We start from the raw sequence: 19,676 nt of genomic DNA on the forward strand, positions 1-19,676 counted from the left end.
CTCTTCCGATTTCGACACAAGCAGGACCAATGCACGACTCTTTTGCCCTCTGGATTCGCTCGTTCATCCCCGCCCCGTTGAATGCCTCGCCGAAGGAGTGGCTGCGCGCCGCCCTCGGCGTCGCCATCGTCATGCCGCTGGTGTTCTGCAGCGGCTATCTGCTGGTCGGCAGTTCGCTGACCCTGCAGATCATGGGCCCGGCCGGCGCCTCGGCGGTGCTGATATTTGTCGCCTCGTCCAGCCCGTTCGCCCAGCCCTGGGCGGTGCTCGCCGGCAATCTGCTGGCCGCGCTGATCGGCATCAGTCTGGGTATGAGCGGACTGCCGAGCGTGGCTTCGCTGGCGCTGGCGGCGTGCCTGTCGCTGCTGTGCCTGTTCTACCTGCGCTGCCTGCACCCGCCGAGCATCGCGCTGGCGCTGGTGGCGGCGGTCGGCAGTCCGGAGCTGCATCACCTCGGTTTCATGCTGGTCGGGCCCGTGCTGTTCTATTCGGCGCTCCTGGTGGCGGTGGCGCTGGTCTACAACAACCTGACCGGGCATCCCTATCCGAAGCCGCGGCTGAGCCGCGAGAACAGTCATCACACCCGCGACCTGCCGCCGGGCGAGCGCATGAGCTTCACCCATGACGACGTGGATCGTGCACTGCTGGAGTTCGGCGAGTATGTCGACGTCACCCGTGATGACCTGGAACGGCTGATCAAGCAGACCGAGAAGCATGCCCTGCGTCGCAGCATGGGCGAGGTCACCGCGGCGCACGTGATGTCGCGCGACCTCTATTGGCACACGCCGGACACCTTCATCGAACAGGCCTGGCAGACCCTGCAGGCGCATCGGCTGCGCTCGCTGCCGGTGGTGCAGGGCGACGACCTCCGGCTGGTGGGCATCGTCACCCAGGTCGACCTGCTCAAGCACTTCCACCCGCGCCCGGGGCGGCTCAGCTTCGGTCAGCTGAATTTCCTGCGCGGCACCAAGCTGCGCGCCATCATGAGTTCGCCGGTGGTTTCGGTGACGCCGGATACGCACATGGTCGAGCTGGTCTACCTGCTCTCCGATCGCGGCCTGCATTGCCTGCCGGTGGTCGACGCGCAGCAGCGCCTGGTGGGCATGATCACCCAGACCGACCTGATCGCCGCGCTGTACCGCAACTGGCTCAAACAGTTGCCGGACTGAGCGCTGCCGGAACGCTCGATCCACGCCAGCGCGCGTCCCGCCTCATAGCTCCGCGTAGTACCAGCGCGACCAGTCGTAGTCGTCCAGGGCGATCTCGCGCAGCAGCTCGATGGCCTTGGTCAGGGCCGGCGACTCGCTGGCTCGGGCATGGACCAGATAGATCGGGTAGGAAAACTCCGGCGCCTGTTCCACCCGCTTGAGAATTCCCTCGTCCAGATAGCGCTGCACGACGCGGGTGCGGAAATAGCCACGCCCGCCGCACTGCACCAGGTATTGCAGGGCCAGCGGCCCGAGACTGAACGACAGCGCCGCGCGACTGCATTCGGGCAGCGCCTGGTTGTGCTGCTTGCGAAACGCCGGCCCCCAGTCCACGTACAGGTAGGGCGCCGGGTTCTGCGTCTGCACCACCTGGATCAGCTTTTCTTCCAGCAGCTGCTCGACCTGCAGTCCCGGCCAGTACTCCGGCTGGTGCACCAGCGCGGCGTCCAGCACGCCCAGGTCGAGCTTCTTCTGCAGCTCTTCGCCACTGGCCACTTCCAGCCGTATCGCATGGCTGGCCAACCCCTGTCGCAGGCGCTGGGCCCAGGCCAGCATCAGCGGGTTGCACAGGCTCACCTCGGAGCCGAGGGTCAGCAGCTTGTCACCGCTCTGCGACAACGGCAGGTCGCGCCGCGCGGCTTCCCAGGTCTGCACCAGCTGAGTGGCATAGGCGACGAAGCGCTGACCGTCATCGGTCAGCCGCGCCCCGGCCCGATTGCGCACGAACAGCCGGCAACCCAGCTGCTCCTCGAGATTGTGCACCCGTGCGGTCACCGCCGTCTGGGTGATGTGCAGGCGTTCGGCGGTGGCGATGAAGCTGCCGCTGCGAATGATCTCGAGAAAGGTGCGGGCGAGATCGATGTCCATGTACGAGCCTTGAAAGCCGGGTTGGCTGGCGATTGTAGCAACCGTGCCGGCATCCGGTGGCGCGCGGCGCCAGCCGGGCTCAGGAGCAGCTGCCGGTGCGCGTGCGCTCTATGGTGATGCGGCCAGTGACTGACAGCGTCAGCGAACGCTCCTGGTTGCCCAGCGGCGAGGCGCGGCAGATGGTCAGCGAGAGTGGCGTGGTACCGAAGCCGCTGGGAAGAAAGGTCAGTTCGCGTACCGTCGAGGAGAGCCGGTAGCCATCCTTTGTCGATGGGTAGCTGCGGATCACCGTGCTGCCCGTGCGCATTACCCAGCCTTGTTCCCAGCCTGCGGCGGCGTCGCAATTGATGCCGTCGCTGGAGCTGCACAGGGTGATCGGTGCGCTGCGTTTCATAGCCTCGCTCCGGGCGAACTGGGCGCTCGCCGCGAAATCGGTGGTGTAGGTACGCAATCTGCTGTTGAGCACCATGCTGTCATAGCCCGGTACTGCTATAGCCGCCAGTACGGCCAGTACGCCGAGTGTCACCGTCAGCTCGATAAGGGTGAACGCGGCCTGGCGAACACTCGGGGTGGCCTGTGGCCGAATGCGGTACGGCATTAGCGCTCCTACTGCTCGATATTCCAGAACACCCGCGAAGTCGGCTGCATGACCGAAGCGGGATTGATCGGCGGGCTACCTTGCAGCGGCGAGGACGGGTCGGCGCCGATGACGAACGGCACGGTGGTGACACCGTCGTCCAGGGTCACCATGCCGGCAACCGGCGAAGGGGGTAGGCCGTCGCCGACCACGTCGTGATAGACGCCCTGGCCGGTCAGGTAATTGACGGTATAGACGCGGGTCTCGCCGAGCCCGGAGCAGACATTGGCCGACGGCACCCTCGGTTGATGGGTGCTGAAAGTCACATCGCCGAATACCGTGATCGCCGAGGTGACCACCTGCTCGGTGCTGTCGAGCTGCAGGTACCACCCCTTCTTCTGGCCGAGGCTGGTGGTGGTTGGTGCGCTCTGGGTGGTGATGCCCAGCAGCGAGTTCAGACAGATCAGACTCCCACCGCAGTTCAGGCCTTCACTGGCAAGCCAGCCGGTGTCGTTGGGGCGGTCACGCAGCATGAAGAAATAGTTGGTGGTGGCCGCGGCATCGTCGTAATCGAGCAGGGGCTTTTCCCGGTCGCCGGAGCCGAGCAGCAGGACGAAGTCGGCGCCATCGGCGACCACGTCTGGAGCGAACATGAACTTGCGATTGGCGGCGCAGTTTCCCGCCGTGCTGCAGCCCAGGGCTGCGATGCGGGTAATGGTCCAGTTCACCGGTGCAGCTGCACCCATGGTGATGCGGTAGACGTTGCCGCCCAGATCGGCCAGGTAGCCATACTGGGCCTGTCCGGCGCTGTTCCGCACCAACGTCACGTCGGAAACGACGCTGCGCTGGGTATCGAAGGTCTTGAGCAATGCGCCGCTGTCGGCGTCCAGTACGTAAACCTTGTTGCCCTTGGTCGTACTACTGCAGACATGTGGGTCTGCGTCCTCGCAGGTGTCGTAGCCGCCACCCATGATCAACATGGGCGCGGTACCTGCTCCGTAGCCGCTCGCCTTGAGCAGCTTCGGTGGCGCCCAGGTTTGGCCGATACCGGCGAAGCCCTCGCCGCAGTTGCTGTCGCTGACCGTGCCGCTGGTGGTGAAGTTGCTCGGGCAGCCGCGTTTCCACTTCAGTGCCGGTGCGGTCGGGTCAGTCACGTTGAAGGCGTACAGGGCCCGTCCGCCGCGGCGCATGGTGGCGTAGATCCAGGCGGCGGTGTCGTCCTGGTGGGCCACTACAGGGCCATCCATGCCGTAATCCTTGGGCTTGGGCGTAGTGGCTCCGCTAAAGCCGGGGAAGCTGATCGGAACGCTGTTGCTGTAGAGCCGCTTGATCTTGCTGTAGAACTCCGGGGGCATGAACGACCATAGCTCGCTACCGGCCGCGTGGGTGCCATAAGCGCTGGTGCGGTTGCCGACCACCGCACGCAGCGCGCCATCGTTGCCGCCGTAGAAGGTGACGATAGCGGGATTGCCGGTGCTGCCGTAGTTGATTGCGACTGGGCGCGAATGCACTACGTCACCATGTACCGAGGGGCGCATTTCGTTGAGGTTGCCGTCGCCATCCTCGTCCTGCAGGTCCTTGCCGCGCGCCCAGTCGATCAACGTGGTGCGCTCGGCATCATCGACTGCGCCCAGCTGCGTTGCGGTGATCGCCGTATTGGCGGTGGAGAAGTTGGTGAGCGAGGTGCAGGCACCGGCCGCACAGGTGAGCATGTTGCGTGTGCTGGAAGCCCGCAGCAGGTAGCCCTGACCACCCTTTTCGACGATGTTGCCATCCGGCGTGTTGGAGCCGGACGAATCTGCGCCGGTCAGACAACTGCCGCGGGCGCTGAAGCTCCAGTAGTTGTCCGCCGCGGTCGGCGTCCAGAAGCTGCGCGCGCATTCGGTGATGAAGCCAGTATTGCTGTTGATGGCGCTGACACCGTCGGCGTCGAGCAGGCGCAGGTCGGCGCCGATGTAGCCCAGCTTGTACTGCTTGAGATTACCGTGCCAGCGCGGAAATCCATCCGCGTCTGGACGGAACATGCCGATGAACACCTGGTTCAGGTAAGTGCCCTGGGCATTCACGCTGACCGGCAGACTAACCGAGGCGAACACGCTGTTGGTCGCCTGCACCTCGGAGAAGATCGCATTCAGCGCATCGACGATCTGGCTGCCGCTGCTGGTAACGTCGAAGTACTTGCCGTCGCTAGTGCGCGCCATACTCTGCAGCAGCGCCGTCCAGCCAAGCCCCTGGCGGTTGGTGCCACGGTTGATATCGATGGTGTAGGTGGTGATCTGCTGGGCGCTCTTTTTCATGAAGCGCGCCCATTCGTCAGCGACGTTGTCCTGCGAGTCGCTGGGGGTGATCGGAATCGTGGTGGTGGAGCCGCCAAGGCCAGCGAGGGCGGTGGTGGCCTGGGTGATATCCGAGCTGTTGTCCTGCGCCGGGCCATTGCTGATGTAAATGATGTAGTTCTTGCCGCAGCCGGAGACGATAGGTGAGCGGTAGCTGGTGGCGCTTTTGCTCTCCAGCGCATTGTTCGGCAAGGCGTAGACAGCATCGGAAGCAGTCGATACGCCGCGGTTGCCGGCGAAGTCGGCCTTGGCCTTGTTGTTGCCAGCGTGGGGGGTAGCACCGGCGAAGTACAGGTAGGCCTCCTGCATGGCCTTGCTGATCTTGCCTCCATTGGACTTGTCGCCGACCTTGTCGAAGCTGGTCACCAGATTCGCCATGGCCGTCTTGTTGGCGGCATCCATCGGCCGCAGGGCGGCGCGCACGTACGCACCGTCCGGCCCCGAATTTCCACCCCCGGTCTCGGTGAACATCATGATGCCCAAACGGAACTTGTCCTCCGGCAGGGCGTTGACCACCGAGCGCAGAGCGGCCATCTCGTTGGCGAAAGCGTCGTTCCAGTTCGCGGTGTTGTCGAGGATGATCAGCACGTTCGGCGCGCCGGTCGAACTGCTCGGCACACCAACGAACAGGTCGATATCTTCGGCGAACACCTTGTGCGCCAGACTCGCGCTCAGCACCAGCAACATCCGGCTCAGATACGTTTTCATGCGCTTACCTCGTGGGGCCGACTTCAGGGGCACAGCTGGTTCTTGCGAGCATCGGCCAGCAGTAGGCGGATGCCCGAGCGCACCCTTACCGAGGCGCCTGTTGCGGGATCCAGCACGCTGGCGAGCAGTTCCCATTCGGTGTTCCAGGTCGAGCTGGACATGCCTTCCAAGGTCAGGCTGCTGGGCGCGACGGCAGTAGCGAGGCTGACCCTGATGCATTGCGGTTGAGCCACGGCCACCTCGTAGTCATCGCTGCCGTCCCGGTTGATGTCGACGCCGATTGACTGGGCCGTTGGCGTGGTGCTCGCCATGGACTGGATAACCTGTTCAAGGGCGTTGTCCGCCGCGGCCAGCGCTTCGTTGCGCCATTGCTGGTTGCCGACCACGTCCAGGTTCACCCGGCTCATGGTGAAGGACGACGTCACTAGGACGGTCAGCAGAAGCAGCATGATCAACGCGGTGATCAGGGCGAAGCCCCGTTGGCGGCGGCGATTCATGGCGTCTCCCGGCGGGCCGAAACGTTGGTCAGGCGCACGGTGGTGGAATAGACGTGGCGTTGGAAGGCGTCGCTGAAGGGGCCGAAAGTTTCACCGCCGACGACGTAGGTCTTGTTTGACTGGTAGCCCGGGGTGGGCTCAAGGTTGCGAACCAGAAGATGAATCTCGACCACCACGGTATTGGTCAGGTCCGCCAGGCTGCAGGGCGTACTGGAGGTGCAGGTGGTGTCCGGTGCGCCATCGCCGCGGTTGGTTGGCGAGTTGCGGTTCAGCGCGCTGGCCCATTGCACCGGCTGGCTGTAATCGACCGCCGCGCCGGTGTCGCTGAGGTTGTCGACGCCGAAGACGAAGCGCATCGCTTCGATACCTTCGACCATCGCTAGCGCATCCTGCTGAATCAGTGCTCCACCGGTGAGATCGAAGCTGGACTGCATCAATGTGGGGATGCCGTCGCCAGCACTCACTGCGTAGTCGCGGATGTAGTAGGCCGTGTTGAGGAAGCGACGCTTGTCGGCGGAGGTCGTGCAGTTGCGCTTGTGAAGAGAGAAACCGCTGGTATCGAAAACGTAGCGCGGCTCGCTTTCGCAGTAGGAGGTTTGCCAATAGAGCTTGCCGTTGGTGTCGGTCTCGCAGTTGGCTGCCCCGGCCACGCAGCTGGCCACATGGCGCACCAGTAGTACATCGCTGCCCAGGCGGGGCGAAGGCATCACGCTGGCGCAGTCGGTCGGTACGGTGGCATAGAGCTGCACCGGGACGCCGAGCAGGTTGGTCTTGTACGGCGCGTCCCAAGCCGAATAGGGCGCACAGGGTGTCGGGACAGCGAGGGGATAGTCGGCGGGTGCCGCGGTGGCGGTGAGATCGTCGAATTCGGGCAGGTAACCATCGAGAAAGCCGGCATGCATGAGGTCGTCGCGCAGCAGTCGAATCGCCAGCCGGCCGTGTTCCATCTGACTGTTGGTCTTGGCCAATTCGCTGTTGCTGCGGCTCATGTTGAGGTACAGGGTCAGGGTGGCGGCGCTGAGAATCAGGGCGAGAGTCATCGCCACCATCAGTTCGATCAGACCGAAGCCAGCGCTGGCGCTATAGCCACGCATTGCAAATACTCGTCTCATAGCGGTGCCACCCGCACCAGCGTGGTGACAACTCGGCGGCAGCGGTCGCCGCTGCACTGACTGCCGGTGTCTCCGTCGAAGGCGTCCTTGCCACAAGCGACGCTGGCCGGTGGCGCCGTAAGGGGCAGCAGACCCTGCCAGGCGACCGTCAGCAGATACTGATTGTTACCCAATGCTTCGACGCAACCGCGCCCACCGATCAGCCCGCCGGCAAGAACGCCGCTTGTGCTTTCGCGAGTACCTTGCAGCGCGGCACACCAGGCCGCGGCATCGCGCTGTTGCTGAGTCGTACTGGAGGTAGGGCAGGCCATGCCTGCACCTAGTGGGCTCGACGTACCGGTCACATAACTGGCCGCTGCGGTGCGATTGGCTGTCATGCGTGCGGCGAGGTCATCGAGCAGCAGCAATGCCTGTGAGCGCTGGTAGGTTTCCATCTCCGATTGCTGCAAGCGCGCCTGCAGTGCCATCACGCCGAGGAGGCCGACGGCAAGGATCACCAGGGTGACCAGCACCTCTATCAAACTCACACCGACCTGGCGGTGGTTTACGGAAGACACCGTGTTCACCACTTGTCCGGAGGCGTCTTGACGCCTTCGTGGTTGAGGGTGAGGTCACCGTCGACGGCCTGGCTGCCGAGAGCGGTAAACGTGATGAGGAACGAGGGGGCCGTCCCGCTGCCAACCGTCACGGCGAAGCTGTAGTGCGGGCTCACTTCGCCAGAGAGCGTAAACCCGCTGGCTGAGAGAGCCGCGGTATCGGCGTAGCTGCGGTTGGCGAGTAAGAACTGCTGCTGGCGGTTGGCGATCTCCAGCATCTGCGCCTGGGCGGCGGTACGGTTGCTGCGGATGACGTACTGGCGATAGTTCGGCAGCGCAATGGCGGCGAGGATGCCGATGATGACCACGACGATCATGGCTTCGATCAGGGTGAAACCACGCGCTTTATACCGAGCCACATTACTTCTCCAAGTGAGGCCGATCACAGCGGGAGCGCGAACTCCCCATCATCACGAGTCGGCGGAATACGCCGAATCAGTGATGGCACACAAATATTATGGTGACATCAAAGTCAAAGATAGACTGGTCGGTCACAAATGCCGATATTTTGTGTCGTAGTTCAAATATGGCTGGTGTTGGAGGCGGCTTTTACGGCCGTTAACGCTGCTGTCAAAGCAGCGTTAACGCGGGCTGGAAGGTGCTAATGCGAGGTGCCTTCGGCGAACTCGATCTTGTTGCCGACGTTGTACTTGCCCGATGGCTTGTTCATCGGGATGCGCTTGACCTCCTCCAGCGTCTTGGCGTCGTAGACGATCAGTGCGCCGTCGGTGTCCCAGACGCTGAGCAGGGCGTAGCGGCCGTCGTTGGTGAATTCGACGTGGGCGGCGTTCTTGCCCGGCATCGGCCGCAGCGTGTGGGCGACTTCCAGGGTCTGCTTGTCGATCAGGTGCACGGCGTCGTTGTTCGGGCCGAAGAACACGTCGGTCCAGGCGTAGGACGAGTTGGCCTGGCTGCGCATGAAGAAGCCCGGGCCTTCGGTGGGGATCTCCTTGATCAGCTTCCAGGTGTCCAGATCCAGCACCGAGATCAGTCCCTTGCTGACGTTGGGGGTGGCGAACACCCATTTGCCGTCGCGCTTCCAGTAGATGCCCGAGCCCAGGTGCGGCATGCCCGGCAGCGGAATGTCGGTGACTGCCTGGCCGTTGTCGAGATCGATCACCTGGCCACCGTGGGCCTTGCGCGAGGTAGCCAGCAGGTAGCGGTAGTCCGGCGTGAAGGAGAAGTCATCGAGGAAGTCGGCGGCCTCGATGCGCCGCGGTTCGAAGGTCGGCTCGCCGGCATAGGAGAGCTCCCAGGCCTCTTTCACGTCCTTCAGCGCGACCACGAAGCTGTCGCGCGGCGGCGCGGTGTACACGGCGCTGACCCGTGACGGCGTGCCGTCCTGGCCGACGGCGGGGATGTGCTTGACCAGCGACAGGTCGCGGGCATCGAGCAGCACCAGGTTGCCCGGCAGGTAGTTGCCCACCAGCACCCAGCGGCCGTCGTTGCTGACCGCCAGGTTGCGGGTGTTCAGCCCGGCGCGGACCTCGGCGAGCATGGTCAGGTTGTGCAGGTCGTAAACGCTGACCCAGCCATCGCGGGAGGCGAAATAGACGAAGCGGCCATCGGGCGAGAACTTCGGCCCGCCGTGCAGGGCGAAGTGCGACTGGAAGTTGGCCAGTTCCTCGAAACGATCACCATCCAGCACCCGCACGTGATGATTGCCAGCCTCGACCACGACGAACAGGTTGCGTGGATCGGCGCCGTGCTGCGGAGTCGTCGGCAGGGTGGCGACGTCGGTGAGGATGCGGTGGCTGGCCCGGATATCGGCATCGCTCCAGGTCGGCGGCACGGCCGAGGGCTGATACAGGTAATCGACCAGGCCGGTGATCTGCGCGTCATTCAGCACGTGTGAATAGGCGGCCATCTGGCTCGCCGGGCGGCCGTCGCGGATCACCGCCTGGGCCTCGGCCGGTTTGATGCGGCTGAGGCTTTCCGGCAGCAGCGCCGGCCCGGCGCCACCGAGGCGGTTGACGCCGTGGCAGGCCTGGCAGTGCAGTTCGTAGAGGGCCTGGCTGTCGTCCGGCGTGGCGGCACTGGCCATGTCGAGGGCGACGAAGGTGGCGGCCGGCAGCGCGGCGGCCAGCAGCAGGGCGGGTATCAGTTGCATAAGGCCTCCGCGGTGGCGAGCGGGTCGCCGTGCAGGCGCGCCGGGTGGCGGACCTGGCGCTCGGCGAACAGGCCCACCACCTTGCCGATTACGGTGAGAGTCGGTGGGGTGAGGTGCTGCTCGTCGGCCATGTTCGGCAGTTGCCGTAGCGTGCAGCGCACCACCTGCTGGTCCGGCCGGGTGCCGTTGCCGATCAGTGCGGCCGGGGTATCCACCGGCAGGCCGGCGGCGATCAGGTTGCGCGAGATCTCGCCGAGGCTGGCCAGCCCCATGTAGAACACCAGGGTCTGGCCGCCCTGGGCCAGTGAGTCCCACGGCAGGTGCAGTTCGCCGTTGGTCTGCAGGTGGCCGGTGATGAACTGACAGGAATGCGCCAGGTCGCGATGGGTCAGCGGGATGCCAGCATAGGCGCTGCAACCGGCTGCGGCGGTGATGCCCGGCACCACCTGGCAGTCGATGCCGCGCTGCAGAAGGAACTCCAGCTCTTCGGCGCCGCGACCGAAGATGAACGGGTCGCCGCCCTTGAGCCGCACCACGCGCTTGTTCTGCTTTGCCAGGTCGGCGAGCAACTGATTGATTTCCGGTTGCGGCAGGCTGTGATAACCGCTGGTCTTGCCGACATAGTGGCGGCTGCAGGCGGCGGGCAGCAGGTCCATCAGGGCATCGCTGACCAGCCGGTCGTAGACCACCGCATCGGCCTGTTGCAGCAGGCTCCAGGCACGCAGGGTGAGCAGGCCGGGATCACCCGGGCCGGCGCCGACCAGAGCGACTTCGCCGGGGGCGAACGCGGCGCTCAGCGAAGCGGGAAGTGTGAGTGGCTGGTCCATGCGGTGCTCCTGAATGCTCATCGGACTACGGTGTGCGGGCGGCGCTTGGCGGCCGCTTCGATCAAATGGCGATGCTGGGAATGCGCTCGGGCGTCGGCAGGCCGATCTCCTCGTCGGAGAGGTAGCAACCCGGGTCCTCGGCCCAGAGGTCGCCCTGCGCCCAGGCGCGGGTACGGGTGTTGCCGTTGCAGATCGACAGCCAGCGGCATTCGGCACAGCGGCCATTCACCGCTCGCGGATGCTGGCGCAGCTCCTGCAGCAGTGGGGCCGGCTCGTGCAGCCAGATGTCGCTGAAACGCTGGCGGCGCACGTTGCCCACGGTGTGCTGCCACCAGTAGGTGTCCGGGTGCACGTCGCCGATGTTGTCGATGTTGGCGATGCCGCTGCCCGAGGCGTTGCCGCCCCAGGCCCGCAACATGCCTTCCAGGCGCTCGCGATGCTCGGGCAGGTGCTGCTCGACCCACTGCAGCAGGAGGATGGCGTCGGCGTCGTTGTTGCCGCTGACGAAGTCGGTCTCGCGGCCGTGCTGCACGTCGTCCCAGGCCTGCTCGAAGAGCTGGCGCATGGCATCGCGGGTCATCTGGTGATGGGCGTCGGCCTTGCGGCTGCGCTTGCCACGGCCGCTGTAGTTGAGGTGCGAGAGGTAGAACTTCTGTACGTCGTGCTCACGCATCAGTGCCAGCAGGGCGGGCAGCTGCGGGTAGTTGTTCTGTGTCAGGGTGGTGCGCAGGCCGACGCGGATGTCGTGCTGGCGACACAGGTCGATGGCATGCATGGAGGCGGCGAAGCTGCCCTTGAGCTGGCGCCAGTCGTCATGCACCGCTTCCAGGCCATCGATGCTGATGCCGACGTAATCGAACCGGGCCGCGGCGATGCGCGCGATGTTGCCTTCGTCGATCAGCGTGCCGTTGGTCGACAGGGCGACGAAGAAGCCCTTGTCGCGAGCGTAATCGGCCAGCTGGAAGATGTCGCCGCGCAGCAGCGGTTCGCCGCCGGAGAGGATCAGCACGCGCACGCCGGCTTCGTGCAGATCGTCGATCACTCGGAGCGCCTCGGCGGTGTCCAGCTCGTCGCGGAATTCGCTGTCGGCGGAGGTTGCATAGCAGTGCCTGCAGGTCAGGTTGCAGCGCCTGAGCAGGTTCCATATCACCACGGGTGGGCGCTTGCCGCTGACACTGCGGGCGCCGAGCACCGGCGTGGTCGGCTGGGCCAGGGCGCGCAGGTAATGGCTGATTCTCAACATGGGCGGCTCCGCTTCGGCAGCGTGTCACAGCGGGCGCGCCGTGCTGGCCGCCCCTTGGTTGAGCAGCAGGATCACCGAGTGGGATAGGCCTGGCCTTGATCGGAAACAATAAAAGTCGCGCGGCCTTGGTGCCCAGCACGGCCGGCCCGGGCCGCCGGTCAGAGCAGAGTCAGCAGCACGCCGACTGCGATGACCAGCGGCCAGCCGAGCAGCAGCAGGCGCCACGGCCAGGGTGCGTGGCGCAGCTCCATGAAGCCATCGGTGATCAGCCAGGCCTTGCCGAACGCAGCGAGCAGCACGCCGCCTGCCAGCGCGAGGGTGGCACCGGCATTGCCCAGCACGACGGTGGATATCGACAGCACCGCCAGACCGAGCCAGCAGGCGACCAAGACCTTGGTAGCGGACATGTTTGCCTCGTCAGTTCAGCACGTAGACCAGCGGGAACAGCAGCACCCAGACCAGATCCACCATGTGCCAGTAGAGCACCCCGGATTCCAGGCCGCCGTGGTCGTCCGGCCGGTAGGCACGGCGCCGGCAGCGTTCGGCCAGCCAGGCGAGGATGACCATGCCCAGCAGCACGTGGAGGAAATGAAAGCCGGTGAGAATCCAGTACAGGGTGAAGAAGGTGTTGTGCTCCATCCCCAGGCCGAGCCCTGCCAGATGACCATACTCGTTGAGCTTGAGCACCATGTAGACGCATGAGGTGCCCAGTGCGGCGAGCAGAAGCAAGGCGGCGCGTCCCTGCCGAGCCTGGCGAACCTGCTCGACGGCCAGTGCGGCGAACAGGCCCGAGGTCAGCAGGCTCAGGGTCAGTGCCAGGCCGATGGAGCTGTCCAGCGCCGCGCGGCTTTCGCCGAACTGCTGCGGGTTGAACATCTGCGTGACCGCGAACGCCAGGATCAGAATGGCGAACACGGTCAGCTCGGCGAGGATGAAGAACCACATCGCCAGATCACCCGGTAGGCGCCGGGCGGGGCTGGCGAGCACGTCAGCCGAAGTGGACATCGACCACATCCATCAGCGCGGCGACGGTTTGCGGGTCATCCGACAGCGGCTCGGCGAGGCAGGCCAGGCAGGCCTGCCGCGGCGTCATGCCGGAGCGGATCATGCGCGCGGTGAAGATCAGCAGGCGGGTCGACGCGACTTCCTCCAGATCGTGCTGCTCCAGCCGGCGCAGCGCCTGGCCGAGCTTGACCACCTGGGCGGCGAGCGCAGCATCCACCTGCGCTTCGTTGGCGACGATGCGCTCTTCCTCGGCGGCTGGCGGATAGTCGAAGCGCATCGCCACGAAGCGCTGGCGGGTGCTGGGCTTCATGCCCTTGAGCAGGTTCTGGTAACCGGGGTTGTAGGACACCACCAGCATGAAGCCCGGCGGCGCCTTGAGCGCCTCGCCGGTGCGCTCGATGAACAGTTCGCGGCGGTCGTCCGCCAACGGGTGCAGCACCACGGCGGTGTCCTGGCGCGCTTCCACCACCTCGTCCAGGTAGCAGATACCACCTTCGCGCACCGCGCGGGTCAGCGGGCCGTCCTGCCACCAGGTGCCCTGGGCGCCGATCAGGTGGCGGCCGACCAGGTCGGCGGCGGAGAGGTCGTCATGGCAGGCCACGGTGTACAGCGGCAGATTCAGCCGGTGCGCCATGTGCTGCACGAAGCGCGTCTTGCCACAGCCGGTCGGGCCCTTGATCAGCACCGGCATGCCGTGCTGCCAGGCCTGCTCGAACAACTGCTCCTCGTTGCCCAGCGGTTGATAGAAGGGCGCGTCCGGCGTGCCAGCGGCGATTCGGATTTCAGGCGCGTTCACAGGCAGTACCTCACGACAGCGGTTGGTTATTTCCATCGCCACGCTACCGGCCCCGTGCGACCCCCTCAAGCCGTGCGCCGGCAAAGCTTGATTGCGGTCAAGTCTGCGTCGAGATCTGCGACGAACAGGCGGCGAAACGAGGCGCTTTGTCGCAGCTGTAGCGGCGATCTCCGCGACAAGGCGTCACGTCTGGGGCATCTCGGGGGGCCTCTTGATTACCGTCAAGCGCCTTCGCTTCCGCGCTCTCATAGCATCCGAATCGCAAAAAGAAGAAGTCCCCGGGAACTGCCACACCGCCGTAACTAGCAGGAGTCGCGCCTGAGCGCTCCCATAGGAGAGAAGGATGAGCAATGTCGGTAAACCTATTCTGGCTGGCGTGATCGCCGGCCTTTCGCTGCTAGGTCTGGCAGTCGCCCAGGCTGCCGCCCCAGAGATGACCGCCGAAGAGAAAGAGGCGGCCAAGCAGATCTATTTCGAACGCTGCGCCGGTTGCCATGGCGTTCTGCGCAAGGGCGCAACGGGCAAGAACCTCGAACCGCACTGGACCAAGACCGATGCGGACGGCAAGAAGACCGAGGGCGGCACCCTCAATCTGGGCACCAAGCGCCTGGAGAACATCATTGCCTATGGCACCGAGGGCGGGATGGTCAACTACGACGACATCCTCACCAAGGAAGAGATCAACATGATGGCGCGCTACATCCAGAACACCCCGGATGTGCCGCCGGAGTTCTCCCTGCAGGACATGAAGGACAGCTGGAAACTCATCGTTCCGGTTGATCAGCGTCCGAAGAAGCAGATGAACAAGATCAACCTGAAGAACGTCTTCGCCATCACCCTGCGCGATGCCGGCAAGCTGGCGCTGGTGGACGGCGACACCCACACCATCTGGAAGGTGCTGGATACCGGCTACGCCGTGCACATCTCGCGCCTGTCCGCCTCCGGTCGCTATGTCTACACCGTGGGCCGCGACGGCCTGACCACCATCATCGACATGTGGTACGAGGAGCCGACCACCGTCGCCACCGTGCGCCTGGGTTCCGATGCCCGCTCCGTGGACACCTCCAAGTTCAAGGGCTACGAGGACAAGTACCTGATCGGTGGCACCTACTGGCCGCCGCAGTACTCGATCATGGACGGCGAGACCCTGGAGCCGATCAAGGTCGTCTCCACCCGTGGCCAGACGGTCGACGGCGAATACCACCCCGAACCGCGCGTGGCGTCCATCGTCGCCTCGCACATCAAGCCGGAGTGGGTGGTCAACGTGAAGGAGACCGGGCAGATCATCCTGGTCGACTACACCGACCTGAAGAACCTCAAGACCACCACCATCGAGTCGGCCAAGTTCCTTCACGACGGCGGCTGGGACTACTCCAAGCGCTACTTCATGGTCGCCGCCAACGCCTCCAACAAGGTCGCGGCAGTCGATACCAAGACCGGCAAGCTGGCCGCGCTGGTCGACACCGCGAAGATCCCGCACCCGGGTCGCGGCGCCAACTTCATCCATCCGCAGTTCGGCCCGGTCTGGACCACCGGCCACCTGGGTGACGACGTGGTCTCGCTGATCTCCACCGCATCGGACGATCCGAAGTACGCCAAGTACAAGGAGCACAACTGGAAGGTGGTGCAGGAGCTGAAGATGCCGGGCGCCGGCAACCTGTTCGTCAAGACCCATCCGAAGTCGAAGAACCTCTGGGCCGACGCGCCGATGAACCCCGAGCGGGAAGTCGCCGAATCCGTCTACGTCTACGACCTGGCCGATCTCAGCAAGGCGCCCAAGCGGCTGGACGTCGCCAAGGACTCCGGCCTGCCGGAAAGCAAGGCGATCCGTCGCGCCACTCACCCCGAGTACAACGAGGCGGGTGACGAGGTGTGGATCTCCCTCTGGGGCGGCAAGACCGACCAGTCCGCGATCGTGATCTACGACGACAAGACGCTGAAGCTGAAGAAGGTGATCACCGATCCGGCGATCGTCACGCCGACCGGCAAGTTCAACGTCTTCAACACCATGCACGACGTGTACTAATCCGCCCGAGGATTGCCTGTTAACACCCACCACGCCCGGCGTGGTGGGTCTGGCAAGGGAACCGATTCCATGACCGATCAAGACGGCAACAAGCAACAAAAGGGCGGCGGCATCCTGGCACTGCTGCGGCGGCCGAGCACGCGCTATTCGCTCGGCGGCATTCTGGTAGTGGGCATCGTTGCCGGCATCATCTTCTGGGGCGGGTTCAACACCGCGCTGGAAGCGACCAACACCGAAACCTTCTGCATTTCCTGTCACGAGATGGGCAACAACGTCTACCCCGAATACAAGGAAACCATCCACTACAGCAACCGCACCGGCGTGCGTGCCACCTGCCCGGACTGCCACGTCCCGCGCGACTGGACGCACAAGATGGTGCGCAAGGTCGAGGCCTCCAAGGAGCTGTGGGGCAAGATCGTCGGCACCATCGACACCCAGGAGAAGTTCGAAGCCAAGCGGCTGACGCTGGCCCGACGCGAATGGGCGCGGATGCGGGCATCCGATTCCCGTGAATGCCGCAATTGCCACAGCCTCGAGAGCATGAGCTCCGACAAGCAGAAGCAGCGCGCGCGCAAGCAGCACGAGATGGCGCGCGAAGACAACCTGACCTGCATCGCCTGCCACAAGGGCATCGCGCATCACCTGCCCGAAGGCATGACCGAAGAAGACGAAGACTGACCCAGGTTCTGGCGGGCCAGCCAACCATCGATGATGAGGAACCGACTATGAAAAAGACTCTGATGGCCAGTGCGGTGGGGGCGGTGATCGCTTTCGGCGCACAGAGCGCCATGGCCGCCGCGCCTGCCGACTGGAGCTCGGTGGCCGCGACCGACGTCACCCTGTTCTACCCCGGTGTGTCGCCGGTGGAGTGGATCACCAAGGGCACCGAGCACGGCGGCGCGCGCGCCCTGAAAAAAGGCGAAACCTGCGCCGGCTGCCACTCCGAGGAAGCCGGCGACATGGGCGCCAAGATGGCCAGCGGACAGAAGCTCGAGCCCAGCCCGATCGCCGGCAAGGCGCCCTTCATCAATGCCAAGGTCCAGGCCGCCAATGACGGCGAGAACCTCTACCTGCGCTTCACCTGGAAGCAGCCGGCCGCCTCCGGCGCGGCACCGATGGATGCCGCCAACCCGGTGAAGATCGCCTACATGCTCGAAGGCGGCTCCAAGGTGGAGCTGGCCGAGCAGGGCGGCTGCTGGGGCAGTTGCCACGGCGATGCGCGGACCATGCCCGGCGCCGCCGAGACCAAGACCAAGTACGTCAAGGGCGGCTCGCTGGCCGACGGCGTGTTCTACGACCTGAACCAGTGGCGCAGTGGCGAGAACAAGGCCTTCGACGGCTACGTCGCCGGCGAGCGGGTGATGGAGGGCGGGCAGGCGCTGGTCGGTGCTCAGGGCCAGCTCGACGGCGACACCTGGTCGGTGGTCTTCACCCGCAAGTTCGCCGGCGGCGAGGGTGACGTCACACTGGCACCCGGCAACCTCTACAACTTCGGCTTCGCCATCCACGACGACAGCGCCACCGGTCGTTTCCACCATGTCTCGCTGGGCTACACGCTGGGCATCGACGCCCAGGGCGACATCACCGCCGCCAAGCAGTAAGCCGTCAGGGCACAGGGGCCGGCCCCGCGCCGGCCCCTTTTTCATGCGCCTTTGGCAATGCCGACACGGCCGGCGGCAGCCCGGCGGAACGAGTTGATTGCAGTCAAGGAAGGCGGGAGGCCGCTCCTTCATTCTGAACTCGCCCGCACCGGTCGCGACGCAGCCGTTTGAGGTCCGGAACCCACAAACAATGACCAAGGACAAAAGGTTGCCTAGCACAAGCGGTAAATTTACCGTGCACTTGCTCAGTGCGTCTTTGGCTGAGCACCCTTTGGGTGGGCGGCAACGTTCACCCCTTTAGCCTTGAGGAATAGTTCTAATGAAGAAAATCCTTATCCCGATGCTCGCCCTGGGTGGCGCGCTGGCCCTGCAGCCGGCTCTGGCCCAGGACGGTGAAGCGCTGTTCAAGAGCAAGCCCTGTGCGGCCTGCCACAGCATCGATGCCAAGCTGGTCGGTCCGGCGTTCAAGGAAGTCGCCGCCAAGTACGACGGTCAGGACGGCGCCGCCGACCTGCTGGCCGGCCACATCAAGAACGGCAGCCAGGGCGTCTGGGGTCCGATCCCGATGCCGCCAAACCCGGTCACCGAAGAAGAGGCCAAGATCCTGGCCGAGTGGGTTCTGAGCCACAAGTAAGCTCTCCCGGAGGACGCCATGACAGTTGCCCGACACGCCGTTTCACGTCTGGGGCTGGCCCTGGCGTCCTTTCTCCTGATTCCTCTCGCCCTGGCCGCAGCGCCCTCTGCCGAGCGCCAGGCGAAGCTCGACCATCTCTTGCTTCAGGACTGTGGCTCCTGCCATGGCCTGCGCATGACCGGCGGACTCGGCCCGGCGCTGACGCGCGATGCCCTGGCCGGCAAACCCCGCGACAGTCTCATTGCCACCGTGACCCACGGCCGCCCCGGCACCGCCATGCCCGGCTGGAACGCCCTGCTCGACGAGCAGGACATCGCCTGGCTGGTCGACCGGCTCCTCGAAGGATATCCCAAGCCATGATGCGCCCCTTTCTGCTGCTGGCTGCGGCCGGCCTGCTCGCGGCCTGTGCCCAGCAACCCCTGCGCGGCACCGGCGACCTGGGCGTGGTGGTGGAACGCGCCACCGGCAGCCTGCAGATCATCGAAAGCAGCACCCAGAGCCAGCTGGCGCGCGTGGAAGGGCTGGGCGACCTGTCCCACGCCTCGGTGGTTTTTTCCCGCGATCAGCGCTACGCCTACGTCTTCGGCCGCGATGGCGGGCTGAGCAAGGTCGACCTGCTGCGCCAGCGCATCGAGCGTCGGGTGATCCAGGGCGGCAACAGCATCGGGGGCGCCATCAGCCAGGACGGCAGCCTGATCGCCGTCGGCAACTACGAGCCGGGTGGGGTCAAGGTGTTCGATGCCCAGACCCTGGAGCTGGTCGCCGACATTCCCGCCACGCCGCTGGCCGATGGCAGCCGCAACTCGCGGGTGGTCGGCGTCATCGACGTACCCGGGCGGCGCTTCATCTACAGCCTGTTCGATACCGATGAAACCTGGCTGCTGGATTTCAGCCAGGGCAATCGGCCACGGATCACCCGTTTCGAAGGCATCGGCCGCCAGCCCTACGACGCGCTGCTGACCCCGGAAGGCCGCTACTACATCGCTGGCCTATTCGGCGAGGACGGCATGGCCAAGATCGATCTCTGGCATCCCGAGCGTGGCGTGGAGCGCATCCTCGACGGCTACGGGCGCGGTCAGCAGAAGCTGCCGGTATACAAGATGCCGCACCTGGAGGGCTGGACCGTGGCCGGCAACCAGACCTTCGTGCCTGCGGTCGGCCAGCACCGGGTGCTGGTGATGGATTCGCAGAAGTGGCAGCAGACCGCGGCCATCGACGTCGCCGGCCAGCCGATCTTCGTCATGGCTCGGCCGGACGCACGGCAGATCTGGGTCAACTTCGCTCATCCGGACAACGGCAGGGTGCAGGTCATCGACAGCGAGACCCACGAGATCGTCGCCACCCTGGAGCCCGGTCCGGCGGTGCTGCACATGGAGTTCACCGCCCGTGGCGACCAGCTCTGGCTGTCGGTGCGCGATGGCGAGGAGGTCCAGGTCTGGGACCCCTACACCCTGAAGCTGCTCAAGCGACTGCCGGCGCACAGCCCGAGCGGTATCTTCTTCAGCAGCCGTGCCCACGAGACGGGGCTGTGAC

At 65.1% G+C, this 19,676-nt stretch carries 20 protein-coding genes; 7 read left to right on the forward strand and 13 right to left on the reverse strand.

What is annotated here, in order from left to right:
• Positions 1-29: 29 nt before the first annotated feature.
• Positions 30-1,169 carry an HPP family protein gene (locus tag P5703_RS02500; protein ID WP_125852580.1) on the forward strand — a complete coding sequence of 380 codons (1,140 nt, stop codon included), beginning with the start codon at positions 30-32 and terminating at the stop codon, positions 1,167-1,169.
• Between the two features lie 42 nt (positions 1,170-1,211).
• Here P5703_RS02500 and P5703_RS02505 read toward each other — a convergent pair whose 3' ends face one another.
• The 13 genes from P5703_RS02505 to P5703_RS02565 form a co-directional block, all read right to left on the reverse strand.
• Complete coding sequence (locus tag P5703_RS02505) at positions 1,212-2,075, reverse strand: LysR family transcriptional regulator (RefSeq protein WP_048329852.1); 864 nt, start codon at positions 2,073-2,075, stop codon at positions 1,212-1,214.
• Between the two features lie 79 nt (positions 2,076-2,154).
• The gene (locus P5703_RS02510; protein WP_017244433.1) at positions 2,155-2,673 is read right to left on the reverse strand and encodes a GspH/FimT family pseudopilin; all 519 of its coding nucleotides are present in this window, start codon (positions 2,671-2,673) and stop codon (positions 2,155-2,157) included.
• Between the two features lie 8 nt (positions 2,674-2,681).
• Complete coding sequence (locus P5703_RS02515; protein WP_285585460.1) at positions 2,682-5,696, reverse strand: pilus assembly protein; 3,015 nt, start codon at positions 5,694-5,696, stop codon at positions 2,682-2,684.
• Positions 5,697-5,719: 23 nt separating this feature from the next.
• On the reverse strand, positions 5,720-6,193 hold the full coding sequence (locus P5703_RS02520; protein ID WP_017244431.1) for a PilX N-terminal domain-containing pilus assembly protein: 474 nt from the start codon (positions 6,191-6,193) through the stop codon (positions 5,720-5,722).
• On the reverse strand, positions 6,190-7,287 hold the full coding sequence (locus tag P5703_RS02525) for a PilW family protein (RefSeq protein WP_049325941.1): 1,098 nt from the start codon (positions 7,285-7,287) through the stop codon (positions 6,190-6,192). Before P5703_RS02525 ends, P5703_RS02520 begins: the two co-directional genes overlap by 4 nt.
• 14 nt (positions 7,288-7,301) lie before the next feature.
• Entirely contained in the window at positions 7,302-7,862 is a 561-nt protein-coding gene (gene pilV / locus P5703_RS02530; RefSeq protein ID WP_236082315.1) for a type IV pilus modification protein PilV, read from the reverse strand.
• Between the two features lie 5 nt (positions 7,863-7,867).
• Positions 7,868-8,260 carry a type IV pilin protein gene (locus P5703_RS02535; protein WP_017244428.1) on the reverse strand — a complete coding sequence of 131 codons (393 nt, stop codon included), beginning with the start codon at positions 8,258-8,260 and terminating at the stop codon, positions 7,868-7,870.
• A gap of 242 nt (positions 8,261-8,502) precedes the next feature.
• Positions 8,503-10,011, reverse strand: a complete 1,509-nt coding sequence (locus tag P5703_RS02540; RefSeq protein WP_049325942.1) for a nitrite reductase — start codon at positions 10,009-10,011, stop codon at positions 8,503-8,505.
• On the reverse strand, positions 10,002-10,838 hold the full coding sequence (gene cobA / locus P5703_RS02545; protein WP_011914560.1) for a uroporphyrinogen-III C-methyltransferase: 837 nt from the start codon (positions 10,836-10,838) through the stop codon (positions 10,002-10,004). Before cobA ends, P5703_RS02540 begins: the two co-directional genes overlap by 10 nt.
• 61 nt (positions 10,839-10,899) lie before the next feature.
• Positions 10,900-12,081, reverse strand: coding sequence for a heme d1 biosynthesis radical SAM protein NirJ (nirJ, locus tag P5703_RS02550; RefSeq protein ID WP_125870172.1), 1,182 nt, complete (start codon positions 12,079-12,081; stop codon positions 10,900-10,902).
• A gap of 158 nt (positions 12,082-12,239) precedes the next feature.
• Positions 12,240-12,488 (reverse strand): cytochrome C oxidase subunit IV family protein, encoded by a 249-nt coding sequence (locus P5703_RS02555; RefSeq protein WP_106442317.1) that lies wholly within the window; start codon positions 12,486-12,488, stop codon positions 12,240-12,242.
• 10 nt (positions 12,489-12,498) lie between these two features.
• Positions 12,499-13,086 carry a cytochrome c oxidase subunit 3 gene (locus P5703_RS02560; RefSeq protein WP_106442316.1) on the reverse strand — a complete coding sequence of 196 codons (588 nt, stop codon included), beginning with the start codon at positions 13,084-13,086 and terminating at the stop codon, positions 12,499-12,501.
• A complete protein-coding gene (locus P5703_RS02565; protein ID WP_020305995.1) occupies positions 13,070-13,918 on the reverse strand; it encodes a CbbQ/NirQ/NorQ/GpvN family protein in 849 nt (282 codons plus the stop codon). The genes P5703_RS02560 and P5703_RS02565 overlap by 17 nt, the downstream gene beginning before the upstream one ends.
• Positions 13,919-14,225: 307 nt before the next feature.
• Between P5703_RS02565 and P5703_RS02570 the strand changes: the two genes are divergently transcribed.
• The 6 genes from P5703_RS02570 to P5703_RS02595 all read left to right on the forward strand — a co-directional run bounded on the left by P5703_RS02570 (position 14,226) and on the right by P5703_RS02595 (position 19,675).
• The gene (locus P5703_RS02570) at positions 14,226-15,908 is read left to right on the forward strand and encodes a nitrite reductase (protein ID WP_011914555.1); all 1,683 of its coding nucleotides are present in this window, start codon (positions 14,226-14,228) and stop codon (positions 15,906-15,908) included.
• Positions 15,909-15,977: 69 nt separating this feature from the next.
• Complete coding sequence (locus P5703_RS02575; protein ID WP_011914554.1) at positions 15,978-16,586, forward strand: cytochrome c3 family protein; 609 nt, start codon at positions 15,978-15,980, stop codon at positions 16,584-16,586.
• Between the two features lie 47 nt (positions 16,587-16,633).
• A complete protein-coding gene (locus P5703_RS02580) occupies positions 16,634-17,509 on the forward strand; it encodes an ethylbenzene dehydrogenase-related protein (protein ID WP_045159643.1) in 876 nt (291 codons plus the stop codon).
• A 319-nt stretch (positions 17,510-17,828) separates the two neighbouring features.
• The gene (locus P5703_RS02585) at positions 17,829-18,143 is read left to right on the forward strand and encodes a c-type cytochrome (RefSeq protein WP_011914552.1); all 315 of its coding nucleotides are present in this window, start codon (positions 17,829-17,831) and stop codon (positions 18,141-18,143) included.
• An 18-nt stretch (positions 18,144-18,161) separates the two neighbouring features.
• Positions 18,162-18,503 (forward strand): c-type cytochrome, encoded by a 342-nt coding sequence (locus P5703_RS02590; RefSeq protein ID WP_014597678.1) that lies wholly within the window; start codon positions 18,162-18,164, stop codon positions 18,501-18,503.
• Complete coding sequence (locus P5703_RS02595; protein WP_045159642.1) at positions 18,500-19,675, forward strand: cytochrome D1 domain-containing protein; 1,176 nt, start codon at positions 18,500-18,502, stop codon at positions 19,673-19,675. The genes P5703_RS02590 and P5703_RS02595 overlap by 4 nt, the downstream gene beginning before the upstream one ends.
• Position 19,676 lies beyond the last annotated feature (1 nt).

Origin of the sequence: Stutzerimonas sp. FeSN7, from assembly GCF_030263795.1 — a bacterium.
Taxonomy (GTDB): Bacteria; Pseudomonadota; Gammaproteobacteria; order Pseudomonadales; family Pseudomonadaceae; genus Stutzerimonas; species Stutzerimonas stutzeri.